We start from the raw sequence: 13,349 nt of genomic DNA, 5'->3' as shown, positions 1-13,349 counted from the left end.
TGTGACGGCTCGTCTGATCTCCGCCGAGTCTTGGAGCAGTCCCGATGAACAGCGACTCATTCCGTCTCGTCGTCACGGGCGGCGGAACGGGAGGACACACCTATCCCGCACTCACCGCGGTGGGCACTTTGCGAGCGAGGCTCGCGGCTGAGGGGCGGTCGCTTGATGTTCTGTGGATCGGGACGGCTGAGGGCCTGGAGGCGCGTGTGGCGCCGACCGAGGGCATTCCGTTCGTCAGCGTGGTGACGGGCAAGATGCGCCGCTCTAAGAACCCGCTGAAACTCGTGTCCCCGGCGAACGTGCGGGATATGGCGCAGGTGCCGCTCGGTGTCCTTCAGGCACGTAGAGCGATCGAGAAGTTCCAGCCGGACGTTGTGCTGGCGACGGGCGGCTATGTTGCGGTGCCAGCTGGGCTGGCGGCGCGGTTGTGCCGCCGCCCGCTGGTGTTGCACGAGCAGACGGTGCGCCTCGGGCTGGCGAACCGGAAGCTGGCCTCGGCGGCTGCCCGGATCTGTGTGTCTTCGGAGTCGACGCTGCCGTTGCTGCCGGAAGCGGCACGGCAGATCGCCGTGGTGACGGGCAACCCGGTGCGGCCGCAGGTCCTGTCCGGGCACCCGGCCAAAGCGGTCGAGGCCTTGGGCCTGTGGGGCTTCGCCCAGCAGCTGCCGACGGTATACGTCACGGGTGGGGCGCAGGGCTCGCAGCAGATCAACGAGTTGGTGGGCAAGGTGCTGCCGTGGCTGCTGCAACGGGCGAACGTGGTCCACCAGTGCGGCCCGGCTCACGAGGAGGGCCTGCGGATGCGGGCGGCCGGGCTGCCGGGCGAGCTGGCCGGACGGTACTACCTGGCCGGGTACGTCGGTGCGGAGCTGCCGGACGTGCTTGCGCTGGCCGATGTGGTGATCTCGCGCAGCGGTGCTGGGACGCTGGCGGAGCTGACGGCGCTGGGCAAGCCTGCGGTGTTCGTGCCGCTGGCGTCGGCGGCGGGCAACGAGCAGGCGCACAACGCGCGCCATCTGCAGGAGGCCGGGGCCGCGGTCGCACTCGAGGGTGAGGTGACGGAAGCCCGGGTGCGGGACGCGTTGGGCCCGCTCCTGGCCGATGCCCACCTGCGGCAGGCGATGGCGGAGCGGGCCCGTGCGCACGGCCGTCCGGACGCGGCTGACCGGCTCGTCGACGAGATTCTGGCCGCCGCCGCGTCCGGCTGAGCGGCTTCATCCCATGTGCAGTGCCGTCCCCGCCGAGATGAGCACGGCGCAGTCGTTGAACGCTTCTTGATCCTGGCCCATCGGGTCGGGGACGTCCCGATCGCACAGATAGAGGGCGAGCTTGGGCTGGTTGCTCTCGCCGCAGACGTCGATGAGGACATCGCGCACGCGGGTGTCCATCGCCACGATGGTGTCGGCCCAGTCCATCATCTCCTGGGTGATCTGGCGTGCTCGGTGGGTGGTGAGGTCAAGGCCGAGCCGGGCGGCGGCTTTGATCATCGCCTCGTTGGCGGGTTCGCCCTCCCACTTCCCGATCAGCCCGGCCGAGCGGACCTCAAGCTCGGTGCCGCCGCGGTGGGCGAGGGCGAGCGCCGCGAACGGCGACCGGCAGAAATTGCCGAGGCAGACGATCAGGACGCGGCGCATCATGCGGCTCCCACGCTCGTGAGGACTTCGCCAAGAGCGGTGACGACGTGGTCGATGTCGGTCTCGGTCAGGTGCTGGTGGAAGGGCAGGGTCAGGATTTCCCCGGCGACGTGCTCGGTGGCGGGCAGGTCGCGCCGCCACCGGCCGAACGCGGGCTGCAGGTGGTTGGGCGGGTAGTGGACGCCAACGCCGATGCCCCGGGCCTTCAGTTGCGTGAAAACTGTGTCGCGGGCGGGCACTCGGACCTGGCAGAGGTGCGGCACACTGCGTTCGGGGTCGACGTCGATGAGGGTCACGCGGTGGTTCAGCGGGGCGAGGGCGTTCCGGTAGGCGTGCCACAGGGCGCGGCGGGTGGCCTCGGCCTGCTCGAAGTGCGCTAGCTGGGCCAGTCCGAAGGCCGCGTTGATGCCGGACATCTGGTAGCGCAGGCCGAAGCCGGTCACGGAGTAGCCGGTGGTCTGGGCGCGTTCGGCCTGGGACTGGAGAATGCCGAGCAGTCTGATCCGACGGATCGTGTCCGCTTCGGTCCGGGTGCGGGGGACGACAGCTCCGCCCTGGCCACAGGTGAGGTTCTTGATCGGACCGAAGCTGAAGCAGGTCAGATCTCCGCTCGCGCCGACGCGGCCCTCTCCGAGGCGGGAGCCGAAGGAGTGCGCGGCGTCCTCGATGACGACGATGTTCCGAGCGGCCAGTTCCTCACGTATGAGGGAGACATCGACGGCGCGGCCGCCGAAGTGGACCGGGATGACCGCGCGCGTCCGGACGGTGACGGCGTCCATGACAAGCTGGTCGCTCACGCACAGGGTGGCCGGTTCGATGTCGACGAACCTGGGCGTGGCGCCGGCGGCGAGGACCGCCTGAACGGTCGCGCAGAACGTCATGGACGGCACGATGACCTCGTGCCCGGGACCGATGCTGGCCGCGAGCAGCGCCGTGTGCAGGGCCGCGGTACCGGAAGCGACGGCGACGACGTCACCGACGCCAAGAAACGCGGCGATGCTGCGTTCGAACTGTTCAGTGATGTCGGTGTGCCCGTACTGGCCGCTCTCCAGCACACGGGTGACGGCGGCGGCTTCTTCGCCACTGCTGGCGGGGTCCGTAGTTGTTCGAGGACCGGGTGACGCAGACCGGCGCGCCGTAGGTGTGCCAGTAGCTGAGCGCCATGAGATCGCTGGCCGCTTTGGACGAGGCGTAGGGCACGGTCGGGCGCAGCGGGTACTCCTCGGTGGCCGCACCTTCTGTGAGCGGTCCGTACACCTCGTCCGTCGAGACGTGCACGAAGCGCTCGATGCCATGCCGCATGGCCGCGTCAGCGAGGGTCTGGGTACCGAGGACGTTCGTGGCCATGAACCGGACCGCCGTGTGGAAGGACCGGTCGACGTGCGACTCGGCGGCGAAGTGGACCACGGCGTCATGACCGGCCATGAGCGTGTCGACCAGGGCGCGGTCGCAGATGTCACCGAGGACGAACGTGAGTTTCGGGCTGAGGAAGGCTTCCCCGAGGTTTGCGCGGTCGCCCGCATAGGTGAGGGCGTCGATGACGGTGACCCGCTCGACGTCCTCGGCGTTGAGCATGCCTTTGACGAAGTGGGAGCCGATGAACCCGGCTCCGCCGGTGACGAGCAGTTTCATGGCTGCCTCCGCTGCGGCTGACCGGCAGACGGCGTGGAGGTGCCGCGTGTCTTCTGCGGTGAGCCGTTATCGGTCACGGCCTTCCTGTCGAACGTCGCGCGCAGTTGGTCTTGCCGCCAACGCCCTGTGCGCGCCGGAGGGTTCGTCTGCATGGCGCCTCACCTCTGCATTCAGTCGTCGAACGTGGTTGCGATAAGTGCATGAAACCTTCGGGAGGCGAGAGCCGGGCAGGCTCACGAGGGTGCCCACAAACGTAAAATCACGTCCGTCTCAGTACGCAGGCCACTACCTTCGGTAGTCCCAACTGGCCTGCTCGGCGACGCATCCGGCATGGCCTTGGCCCCTAGGAGGCGTCTGCTATGGCGCTCAGCCAGCACCCGGACGAACCCGCCAACCCGGCTCTCGCCGAGTTGAGCGATGCGTCCCACCTCAGCCGCAACGAACTTGCCCACCTCGTCAACGCCAAGGCGCAGCGGGCCGGGCACGCGTGCTCCTACACCCACACCAGCGTCGCGAACTGGATAGTCCGAGGAATGATCCCCAAGCCCCCGGTTCCCGAGTTCATCGCCCAGGTACTGGCCGACCGGCTAGGACGCCCAGTCAGCCCGGACGAGATAGGCATGCCTGAGGTCTTGGAAAAGCCCGGCCAGGTGGGGCTGGACTTCCCCCGAGACACCCAAGAAGCCGTCCGTACCGCCACTCGATTCTGGAGCACCGTGCACCGCCGTCAGTTCCTCGCCACCTCAAGCGGCTTCGCCGTCAGCGCCTACAGCACACCGATCACCCGGTGGCTCGCCGTCCCCACCGACCCGGACGCCGCCCACCCCGGCGACCGCCGCGTCGGCCGGCACGACCTGGACGACCTGTGGGCAGCCGCTGCCCACGCCCAGCGCTCGGACTCAAAATTCGGCGGCGGCACCCTTGCAGCCTCCAAAGTCACCCGCATCCTGCGCGAGCATGCCGTCCCACTCCTGCACGGCGACTACACCGACGCCGTCGGCAAGGAGCTCTACGCCGGCACCGCCGAACTCGCCCGCATTGCCGGATGGAGCGCGCTCGACATGGGCCACCACGACCTCGCCCAGCGCCACTTCGTACAAGCCCTGCGCATGGCCAAGGCCGGAGGCAGCCTCAACGTCGGCATCCACGTGATGACCAATCTGGCCCTCCAGACCACACTGCGCGGCTACCCCGACGAAGCCGTGGATATGGCGCAGGGCGCCTACGACCGCGGACGCGGCAACGCCGCCCCACGGGTACTCGCCTTCGCCAAGCTCATCGAATCCCGCGCACACGCCCGGCTCGGCGACAAACGCTCCGCCGCCACCGCCCTCACCGCCCTCACCGCCTCGGAACGGCTACTGGAGCGTGCCGACACAGCCCCCGGCAATGAACCGGCGTGGATCAGGTACTACACACCGGCGCGGATGGCCGCCGACGCAGTCGAAATCCACCGCGACCTGAACTTGCCCGACGCCGCACTGCGGTGGAACAAGCGGGCGGCGCCGATGTCTGCCAGCGACTTCACCCGATCCGTCGGCCTGCGCATGATCGTCGTGGCAACGGCCCACCTCCAGCGGGGCGACCTCGACCATGCCGTAGCCGATGGCCATCGCGCCGTCCGCATCCTCAGCCAAGTGCGCTCCGCCCGCGCAACCGAGTACCTCACCGGAGTCGTACGGGCCATGGCGCCCTGGCACCGCGACCCCAGAGTCGCCGATCTCTCCCACCACGCCCACCGGGCCATCGTCCTCAGCACACCCCAGGCGCCCTGAGCGTCGAATGCACGAGCGACCGCAATAAATGCCAGCGCGGCATCAACCCCAACGCGGAACCCCTGGATCTACATCGCCGAAGCGCTCGGCCGGCCCGCGGACATCGTCCGCGTCGACGACTGGCCGAGCTGGCTGCCCCTCAGCGCCGACGGCGTCGTCCACCCAGTCGCTGCTCCTGGCCCGCCGCATCCGCGCACTTTGCTGCGTCAGCGTCATCAACGACCTCCTCCCCCGCTTCCAGCCTTACGCCCACGCACAGGGCGTTCCGGAACTCCTCCAGCTTGCATCCGCCTATGCCTTTGCCTTGAGACCAGGAACATCGCTCGCGTCCGCGGATTGAGAGACCGTCGTTGACGGACGAGATGTAGTCGTACCTGCGTCTGCGGGGTCGCTCGGTCACGATCTTGCTCGCGCAGTGGGCAGGACGCCGTCTTCGGATCTGCGGGCGGTCAACGGGGAGCCTGCCGGGCAGGCTATCGGGCTTCACCCACCACATGGAGAACAGCATGAGCGAGTTCGCTGACACCGCCCCCTACTACGCCACCTACCGGCCCGGCATCCCCGAGGCTGCCGTCCGCCTCCTTCAGCCAGACGGTAGCCAGCAAGCAGCACGCGGTCCTCCTCGACCTCGGATCGGGAACAGGACAAGTGCCCGCCGCCCTACACACCGCCTTCGCCGAGATCGACGTTGTCGAACGAGACCCCGGCATGCTCGGGGAAGCCGACAAGGCACTGGCCGGACTGCCCGCCACAACAATCCGCCTGCACAACAGGCATGCCGAGGACTTCATCCCGCCCTACGCCCACTGGGCAGCCGACACGGTCACCATCTGCCGAGCCTTCCACTGGATGGACCAGCCGGCCGTGCTGTCGCTGCTGGAGGGCTGCACGGTCAAGGACGCCACTATCGCCGTCATGGGGGACGGCAGCCTCTGGACCGCCCGCTCGGCATGGACGGACGCCCTGCGGTCCCTGATCCAGGAATACACCGGCAGCGAACGCCGGGCGGGCAAGGACAAGACCTACGCGACCCATGACCGCCCCTACCGGGACATCCTGATCGAGTCCGCCTTCGCCCACGTCGAGGAACACACCATCCCCGTCGAACGTCCCTGGACCCCGCAGACCGTCATCGGCTACCTGTACTCGACGTCCTTCGCCACCCGTCCCCTGTTCGGCAACCGACTGGAGGAGTTCCAGGAGCGCGCTCTCGCCCTGCTGACCGAACACGCCGACGCGGGCGTCCTGATCGAGCACGCGCGCTTCGACGTACTGCTCGCCCGCCGCCCCTGACATCTCCGGGCGAGGCCCTGGCGGGTCCCGCCCGCCTCGTCTCATGGGGATCAACGGGTGCAGGAGCCCAGGAGCACACCGGCGAACGCCCCGGCGAGAAGAAACGGGCCGAACGGGATCCTGGTCTTCCGGCTGTCCCGGCCCGTGACGATGAGGACGATGCCGTACAGAGCGCCCAGCAGGTACCCGGCGAAGGTCCCGACCACGACGATCGCCCAGCCGTACCAGCCCAGGACAGCGCCCAGGGCGAGGGCGAGCTTGACGTCGCCGAACCCGAAGCCCTTGCTGAGCAGGAAGAGCACGAAGTAGCAGGCTCCCAGGATGAGGGAGCCGAGCAGCGCGGACGTCCAGCTGCCGCCGGCACTGGGCAGCATCGCGGCAACGCCGAGCAGGACGAGCGCGGCCGCAGCGAGCGGCAGGGTGAGCACGTCCGGCAGCCGGTGCGCCGTGAAGTCGACGGCCGCGAGCAGCACGCCGGCCGGGACGAGCAGCAGCCAGACCACCAGTTCGGGGCGGGCACTAGTGGTGGTGGCAAGAAGAACGCACACCACGGCCGTGGCGAAGGCGGCGGCGAGGGTGCTCGGCCCGAAAGTGTCCCCCGCGGCGCAGCGAGCACGCCCCAGCCAGCCGCCCGTCCCAGTGAGGGGGTGGCCAGCCGGGCACACCGACCGCCAGGGTTCCTCGGGCGGCACGGAGAACCGGTACGCGGGACGGGGTATGAGCACGCCCGTGCCGCAGCCCCACAGGACAGCAGCCGTGATGATCAGCAACGTCTCCACCGGACGGAGCCTATGCTCATCTGCGCCCGGGCCACTCCTTCAGGCCGCGGCCGGGGCGCGAGCCCGCGTCAGTCGTCAGACGTCTTCTCCGAACGGTCTCCCGTGCGGGCGTGGCTCCACTTCTCCTTGAGCTCGTGCCACGTGTCGATAACCCTGAACAGGTCCCGCATGAACGAGTCGAGATCGTGCACGAAGGCACGCAGGAACATCAGCAAGAGGCCCGCTATCGCAAACACGGCGACGATGATCAAAACGATGTGGTCGGTCTCCACCGGCGGCCTTCCCCTTCCGAGGGGAAGGCCGAACTGGTGCAAGGCAGCCTCAGCTCGACCACCCTCAGAGCGGTCGTCGCTGAGACCTGCCGACGTTCAGCGTCTCAAGCAGCGCGTGTCCGACGCGCTCGGTTACTGCCACCGTGGAGCGGGTACCGCCCCTTGCTCGATTACTCAGAGCTGCATTCGATCCCACCTGCAGGTTCCTGATACGTCGACTCAGGGCCGCCTGCAGGAGAAATCAGGCTAACTCGGATGCGACCGCCTAAGCCGGCCCCATCGGACAAGATCATCGCCGAGGGTGTGAGAGTGCGTCGTTCTTCCTGCTCACGGACCGATCAGGTGCGTTCCGTCCACTCCTTGAGTGCCGCGGCCAGGGCGCGCACATCTACCTGCCTGGCGGACACCTGGTCGGCGAGGTCGGCGGCCTCCTTGGCGGTGAACCGTACGGGCAGGCCGGACGCGTGCAGGTAGCCAGCCGCGACCGTCGCGCCGAAGAGTTCGTTGCTGTGCTCCAGGGCCGGGATCCGGGCGAGCGAGTGGAAGAGGGCGGCGGCGCGGTGATGCGGCCGCGGGTATACGGGTTCGTCCATGACGCGGAAGGCGTGCCGTGCGCGGGCCGCTTCCAGCGCTCCCCAGTCCGTGACGTCCGGGTCGCCCAGCTGTGTGCGGGCGATCTCCATGAGCCATGGAAGATCTACCGAGAGGTCCACTGTGTCGGTGCCCGCCCTACGCCGCGGACGCCGCAGTACCAGGCTGCGGGCCGAACCGGCTGGCGAACTCCTCGCGCACTCCGGGCGTGGCGAGGAAGAGGGCGCTGCCCTCAAGGAACCGCGCGCGCCACGGCGCCAGCACTCCTCGGCGTTCAGCGCCCCCGGGAGCCCGCACCCCCGTGCACGGTGCCGACTGCCGCCCCCGAACAGCGACCTCCGACCCACGCCGGATAAACGCAGCCGCCGACCACCGCGCGGTTCACCCACACCTCGACATCCGCGTCGACATCGATGAACCAGCACCCCGTCATCGTCGGTGCATGCCCGCCACGTCACGCCGTCCCGGTCGATCACCGCGTCGAACTCCACTGCCCTGTGGCGCCCCCTCCGTCGACGTCACCAGCGTGACGTACGACCCCCGCCCCCTGCCAGGGGTGTCCGACACGTCCGGAGGCTCCGCCCGGTCCTCACCTGCCGACGCTGGCTGGCGAGGACCGGACAGACACCTCAGGCGCCTACTTGGTCAAGCCATGCGTGTCTCCGGCGTCTTCGGCATCGGGCACTGCGTCCAGAGTGTCTCCGATCTGGACGCAGTCTTCCGCAGAGAGCTTGGGTGGAGTCCAGTGGTGTGCGCGTGCGTGGTCGACGAAGGCCTCGTCCAGCGGGACGTGGTAGCGCTCGACGTAGTGAGCGAGGTCGGAGTACCAGAACCACTCGCCGTCAGTGCGCAGCTCCAAGGCGCCGATGAGTTCGCTGCTCAGCGCGTCATGGACTGGCGATCCGGTGACGGCAAGGGCAGATCCTGAACGGAGATAACGCACCAGCTTTTCCTCGCCCGGGGCGGCGTGGTCGCGGACCGAGTCGCGAAGTGAAGGGCCGTCGGGGCAACCATGTGTCAGTTCCTGAAACTCACCAAGGAACCGGTTGTAGGGCAAGGATTCACTGGCCATGTGCAGAAGCCTATTCAGGCCCTGCAGCCTGGTCACGCCGCCTCTAGAGCCTGGGCAGCAGTCGAAGGAAACGCCGTCGCTTCAGCCCAGCGCCAGCGGGCGCCAGCACCCTTCAGACTCGCTGTGCGCTGGGCGCCGGCCCGACGTACGTCCAGCGCTCTAGTGGCTTCCATCGGTTCGTAATGGCAGCCGATGTTCCAGGACGGCAGCAGCGATCTGGACCACAAAGGGAACCTCTACGTCCGAGGAGACTCACCCAGGGACGCCCGCTTCCGGCCCCACCCCCAGGCCCCATCGAGGCCGAGGGACTTGATCTTGAGCGGAGGTTCGCCTCTCCGCGCCTACGGGTCGGTACATCCTCGGCCCCTGGGGGGCCGCCGATGCCCCGATGGGGCCTTCAGGCGATGGAGCGGCTGCGGCTTGGCAGGCGGTGTATAGGCAGCGTGGCTGTGGTCAGTTGGGGCTGATGGAGGCACACGTGACGGGTGCTTCGTCGACTACTGCTGCATCGTGGCCTGCTTTCGTGGGCTGGGGTGAGGTTGGGGAGGATGCGGCATTCTGTCGACCAGGGGTAGTGGGTATGGATGTGAACGCCATGCAGTCGGCGTTCAGCGATGCCCTGCGCGAACGCCTTGGAGGGCCGGTGTGTTTCGGGGACGGCAGCAGGTAACGGCCACTCCTACTGCTTAAGAGGCTGCAGGTGTCCATGGCGATCTGACCTGCAGAAATGCTTTGTAGCGTCCAGTTCCGGCGATCTGGCACCCAGTCCCCACCATCGTGCACCCAGTTCCTGAGGGCAGGGCAGACGGTTTCTGAAGGCAGGGCAGACGGTTTTGGAGCTGTAGTGCCCATGTCTTGAGAACCGTGACTACGGGTGCAGGATCCGACCAGATTGACGTCAGGTTCATCAGCATGTGCCCGGGTGGGATGGCAGTAGGGCGGATCGGTGTGAGGTTCAGCGACACGCTCTGGAAGCAGGGTTGATGAACTCCGTGCTCATGTACGTTAAGTTCATCTAGTCGGCCTGAGGGTCGCGGTCCATGCGCGTTGAGGCAATGCCCAGTACGGAGGGCCCGTTGGGAGCAGTACGCAGACTCGTTGATGCGGACACGGGCGAGGCCATCCCCTATGCGCTATGCGCCCTACGCCTTCTCCGGCGAGCACATCCAGGTCGACAAGGCGAGAGTCGCAGCGATCACCGAGAGCAAGGAATTCACCCCGAGCCAGAAGTTCCTCGTGCTGTGGTGGATCGGGATCTCCCCACAGGGCATGGCGCCCTTGAGGGCGACCGGCGCGGACATCGCCAAGAAGGTCGGGATGACCGCCGATGCCGTCGGCAAGATCAACCGAAAACTGCTCAAGCGTCGCATCCTGATCGAGCGCGGCCGGATCGGCAACTACAGGCTCTACCGGATCAGCCCGTACATTGCCTTTCACGGGACCGGGATCGAGCAACGGGAAGCGATCAAGACGTGCAACCCGCCGGAGATCCCCGGCTTCGACAACACGTCCCCTTCATGGTGGGAGGCCCAGTGAACAACGACGAAAAGCGAAAGCTTCTGGATGTCCTCCACCGCACCGCTGGCATGACCGCCAACCAACGCTTGGTCGTCATGCTCTACGCGATGCATCCCACGGAGCGGGCCGGCGCCGTCGTTGAGACCGGCGCCAACCTCGCCAAGCTCGTGGGCATGTCTCCGACCGTGTTCTCCCGCACCCGGCGCCAGGTCGTGGAAGCCGGATGGCTCGAAGAATCCGAGCGGCTGGCACACATCAGCTACTACCGGCTCAGTGAGAAGAGCACCGGCGAGGACGTTGTCGTCCCTCTGCGCCGCGCAACCTGAACAGTTCCAGTGTGCAGAGCTCATGTACGTGAGGTCAATGAGTACCAATCCCGGGATTGGTACTCATTGACCTCACGTACATGAGCTCGCGCGGGACGCAGTCGCCGGACTCGTGGTCAGTCTTTCTCGGAAGGCGTCGAGCATTGTGGCTGGAGACGGTGGTCGCGCAACTGAGTCAGCGGAACACAGGTGCCCAGAGCATTGAGGAACTTTTCGGACGTTCCATCCGGCCAGAGCCCCTGCAGGGAAAAGACAGAGGCCCACATGGCCGATGCCGGTATGTTGTCGTAGTCGTCGAGCTGCAGGTATCCCGAGAGCGGCTGTACAGCAGAGAACCGCTTCCGCTCGAGCGGCGAGCCCTCCTGGACCGGGTCTGTCGCCTGTTAGCGCTGATGGTTGAGTGGCTGGTCGGTGCCAGCTATTGCCTCGAGGTGGACATTGCGGGCGGCTCGATCGTCAGCGTTTTTGAGCCAGTTGGCCTGGGCGAGGACACGCTGGACCGTGTACTTGGGCGGCATGGGTGCGTGTATGGCTTCGCTCAGGGTTCGCCAGCACAACTCCTCGGGCGCCACTTGCGGAAGCCCGCCGCCTTAGTCTCTTGGCCGGAGCGAGACGGCGGGCTTCTCTCAGACGCGGAAGTAGTCCGCATCCGTTTAGACGGCAGCGTCACCCCTGTGGATGTGCTGGCGAAGTGTTCAACGATGGCCACACCGACGGTATTTAGTCCAGCACGTGTGAATTTGTCCACTGGCCTCGACTCTTGGCTGCGGTATGTGACTAGTTCCACACTGCGAGGTGTCAGTCTCGCGGGGCTTTCCGCCGCAGTCCTTGGCCGGAGCACGGTGAAGGCCCTCTCAGGCATGGGAGTTCACGTAATGCATCTCTCTCTGCATCCGTCAGGCAGCCAGTACAGGTGGACGCTCTGGCGCATGCCACGTCCACGTCGCGGCCAAGTAATTGTGCTCGTGATCATCATCTTGCTGGCGGTGCCAGTATGCCTCGCAGCACCGGCCCCGGCAGCCATGGCAGGCACCGCAGCTCTCATCCAAGCCGCGGCCACCTTGTGGATTGCCCTGAACCGCCCTGGCACCCCGGCAGCTGAGGTGTGATGACGGCATCAACATCGCCGGTTCCCCGCCCTGCGGGCGGGGAACCGGCAAACCGGATTCAGGGCATCCTGCAGTGCGTGGAGCGCGCCCAAGCCGGCGACAGCGCAGCCTTCGCGCAGCTCTACTCTGCCTACCGCGACACGGTGTATCGGTATGTCTTCTACCGGATCGGAGGCAAAGCGACGGCCGAGGACCTGTGCAGCGAAGTCTTCGTCCGTGCGTTCGCGCGCCTGCACACCTTCACTTGGCAAGGACGGGACTTCGGCGCCTGGCTGATCACCGTTGCCCGCAATCTTGTGGCCGACCACTTCGCCTCAGCGCGCTTCCGGCTTGAGGTAACGACCGGCGAGCTTCTGGGCAGTAAGGAAAACGAGCGAAGCTCCGAAGACATCACTATCGACACCCACCGCAACAGCGCCTTGGCCGACGCACTCAACCGGCTCCCCTGCCGCATGCGGCAGGCCGCCTGGCTATGGGCACTCGGCACCCCCACAGCCCACATCGCGCAGCAGATGCATATCAGCCCCAGCACGGTGCGGGTCCATCTCTACCAGGCGCGCCAACGCCTCGCCGCCGATCCGCTCCTGTCTCAACTCGCTGGGCACATGGAATCCTGACCGCTCCGCCTCCAAGTTCTTCGGCTCGTGGCCCGCCCACTGGAGGTTGCTCACCCCTCAGGACCACTGGCCCCGCGGCCGTGTCCCCCTCGGTCGAAGGCCCAGGCCGCCGCCGACGCCCACTGCGCGGTGCTCGCCTCTCGTGCTTGGTGACAATCCGTTCGCGAAGCGTTTTGAGTGCCGTCACACGCCTGGTTTCGCCCACATGGAGGAGGTAGGGCTCGTCGCAAGCCGACGAAAACGGCTGTACGGCTCCTCGGCGGCCCCTCGAGAGCTCAAAGGTCCAATCACACCAACCCTCTCGAGAAAGCGCCCCAGAGGTGCCTTTCTGTGCGTCGCTTTTACCCCACTCATTCCATAGATTCCTTTCAGGGCTCATCAAGTCTCCGCAGCACTGCGTCCACGCGACGCCCAACTACCCGACTGTGGCTTCTGCCGGCAGAACCGCGCTCCGACGACCTGGAACTCCGGCCGAGCTCACTCCGGCCTTTCGCAACGTGCCCTCGCCCGCACCCGCGCGACTCCGGACGGTCCCGCTCCCCCGCGGACGGTCCCGCTCCCCCGCGGACGGTCCCGCTCCCCCGCGGACGGTCCGCTCCCCCGCGGACGGTCCGCTCCCCCGTCACGTACGGAGGGGCGGCGGGGCGGCGCCGGGGGGCCCCCCCGCGGCCGGGGGCGGCCGGGCGGGGGCCGCGAAGTGGGCGGGCGCAGGGGCCGCGCGGAGGCGCAAC

11 protein-coding genes and 2 pseudogenes are annotated in these 13,349 nt (G+C 67.4%); 6 read left to right on the top strand and 7 right to left on the bottom strand.

The features are described 5' to 3' along the window. Positions 1–44 precede the first annotated feature (44 nt). Positions 45–1,208 (top strand): UDP-N-acetylglucosamine--N-acetylmuramyl-(pentapeptide) pyrophosphoryl-undecaprenol N-acetylglucosamine transferase, encoded by a 1,164-nt coding sequence (locus tag ABT070_RS41710; RefSeq protein WP_351768195.1) that lies wholly within the window; start codon positions 45–47, stop codon positions 1,206–1,208. Positions 1,209–1,214: 6 nt separating this feature from the next. On the opposite strand, the gene ABT070_RS41705 is transcribed toward ABT070_RS41710, so the two are convergent. The 3 genes and pseudogenes from ABT070_RS41705 to ABT070_RS41695 all read right to left on the bottom strand — a co-directional run. After that, positions 1,215–1,634, bottom strand: a complete 420-nt coding sequence (locus ABT070_RS41705; RefSeq protein WP_351768194.1) for an arsenate reductase/protein-tyrosine-phosphatase family protein — start codon at positions 1,632–1,634, stop codon at positions 1,215–1,217. Next, positions 1,634–2,689 (bottom strand): DegT/DnrJ/EryC1/StrS family aminotransferase, encoded by a 1,056-nt coding sequence (locus ABT070_RS41700; RefSeq protein WP_351768193.1) that lies wholly within the window; start codon positions 2,687–2,689, stop codon positions 1,634–1,636. The genes ABT070_RS41705 and ABT070_RS41700 overlap by 1 nt, the downstream gene beginning before the upstream one ends. A 31-nt stretch (positions 2,690–2,720) precedes the next feature. Continuing rightward, a pseudogene (locus tag ABT070_RS41695) lies at positions 2,721–3,266 on the bottom strand (dTDP-glucose 4,6-dehydratase); the annotation flags it as partial. 359 nt (positions 3,267–3,625) lie between these two features. Between ABT070_RS41695 and ABT070_RS41690 the strand changes: the two are divergent. Then, positions 3,626–5,041: an NsdA family TPR-like regulatory protein gene (locus tag ABT070_RS41690; protein WP_351768192.1), complete on the top strand. Its 1,416-nt coding sequence runs from the start codon at positions 3,626–3,628 to the stop codon at positions 5,039–5,041. 648 nt (positions 5,042–5,689) lie between these two features. Beyond that, positions 5,690–6,334, top strand: a complete 645-nt coding sequence (locus ABT070_RS41685) for a class I SAM-dependent methyltransferase (RefSeq protein WP_351768191.1) — start codon at positions 5,690–5,692, stop codon at positions 6,332–6,334. Positions 6,335–6,384: 50 nt separating this feature from the next. Here the strand turns inward: ABT070_RS41685 and ABT070_RS41680 are convergent, their stop codons facing one another. From ABT070_RS41680 to ABT070_RS41665, 4 genes are all read right to left on the bottom strand, one after another. After that, positions 6,385–7,113, bottom strand: coding sequence for a prepilin peptidase (locus ABT070_RS41680; protein WP_351768189.1), 729 nt, complete (start codon positions 7,111–7,113; stop codon positions 6,385–6,387). Positions 7,114–7,181: 68 nt separating this feature from the next. Next, the gene (locus ABT070_RS41675) at positions 7,182–7,385 is read right to left on the bottom strand and encodes a hypothetical protein (protein ID WP_351768188.1); all 204 of its coding nucleotides are present in this window, start codon (positions 7,383–7,385) and stop codon (positions 7,182–7,184) included. Positions 7,386–7,723: 338 nt separating this feature from the next. Beyond that, a complete protein-coding gene (locus ABT070_RS41670; protein WP_351768186.1) occupies positions 7,724–8,068 on the bottom strand; it encodes a fic family toxin-antitoxin system, toxin component in 345 nt (114 codons plus the stop codon). Positions 8,069–8,613: 545 nt separating this feature from the next. After that, positions 8,614–9,048, bottom strand: coding sequence for a hypothetical protein (locus ABT070_RS41665; protein ID WP_351768185.1), 435 nt, complete (start codon positions 9,046–9,048; stop codon positions 8,614–8,616). Positions 9,049–10,124: 1,076 nt separating this feature from the next. On the opposite strand from ABT070_RS41665, the pseudogene ABT070_RS41660 reads away from it, so the two are divergent. From ABT070_RS41660 to ABT070_RS41650, 3 genes and pseudogenes are all read left to right on the top strand, one after another. Continuing rightward, a pseudogene (locus tag ABT070_RS41660) lies at positions 10,125–10,584 on the top strand (MarR family transcriptional regulator). A 50-nt stretch (positions 10,585–10,634) separates the two neighbouring features. Beyond that, positions 10,635–10,892, top strand: coding sequence for a replication initiation protein, RepL2 (locus ABT070_RS41655; protein WP_451102835.1), 258 nt, complete (start codon positions 10,635–10,637; stop codon positions 10,890–10,892). A 1,186-nt stretch (positions 10,893–12,078) separates the two neighbouring features. Next, positions 12,079–12,618 carry a sigma-70 family RNA polymerase sigma factor gene (locus tag ABT070_RS41650; RefSeq protein ID WP_451102824.1) on the top strand — a complete coding sequence of 180 codons (540 nt, stop codon included), beginning with the start codon at positions 12,079–12,081 and terminating at the stop codon, positions 12,616–12,618. The last annotated feature ends 731 nt before the right edge of the window (positions 12,619–13,349 follow it).

The organism is Streptomyces sp. NPDC002884, from assembly GCF_040295245.1.
Classification (GTDB): Bacteria; Actinomycetota; Actinomycetes; order Streptomycetales; family Streptomycetaceae; genus Streptomyces.
This window is presented reverse-complemented; position numbering and strand designations above follow the sequence as displayed.

Excerpts from the sequence above, each read along its gene's own strand:
- ABT070_RS41710 (WP_351768195.1), top strand. The coding sequence starts at position 45 with ATGAACAGCGACTCATTCCGTCTCGTCGTCACGGGCGGCGGAACGGGA.
- ABT070_RS41705 (WP_351768194.1), bottom strand. The coding sequence starts at position 1,634 with ATGCGCCGCGTCCTGATCGTCTGCCTCGGCAATTTCTGCCGGTCGCCG.
- ABT070_RS41690 (WP_351768192.1), top strand. The coding sequence starts at position 3,626 with ATGGCGCTCAGCCAGCACCCGGACGAACCCGCCAACCCGGCTCTCGCC.
- ABT070_RS41670 (WP_351768186.1), bottom strand. The coding sequence starts at position 8,068 with ATGGAGATCGCCCGCACACAGCTGGGCGACCCGGACGTCACGGACTGG.
- ABT070_RS41665 (WP_351768185.1), bottom strand. The coding sequence starts at position 9,048 with ATGGCCAGTGAATCCTTGCCCTACAACCGGTTCCTTGGTGAGTTTCAG.
- ABT070_RS41655 (WP_451102835.1), top strand. The coding sequence starts at position 10,635 with ATGACCGCCAACCAACGCTTGGTCGTCATGCTCTACGCGATGCATCCC.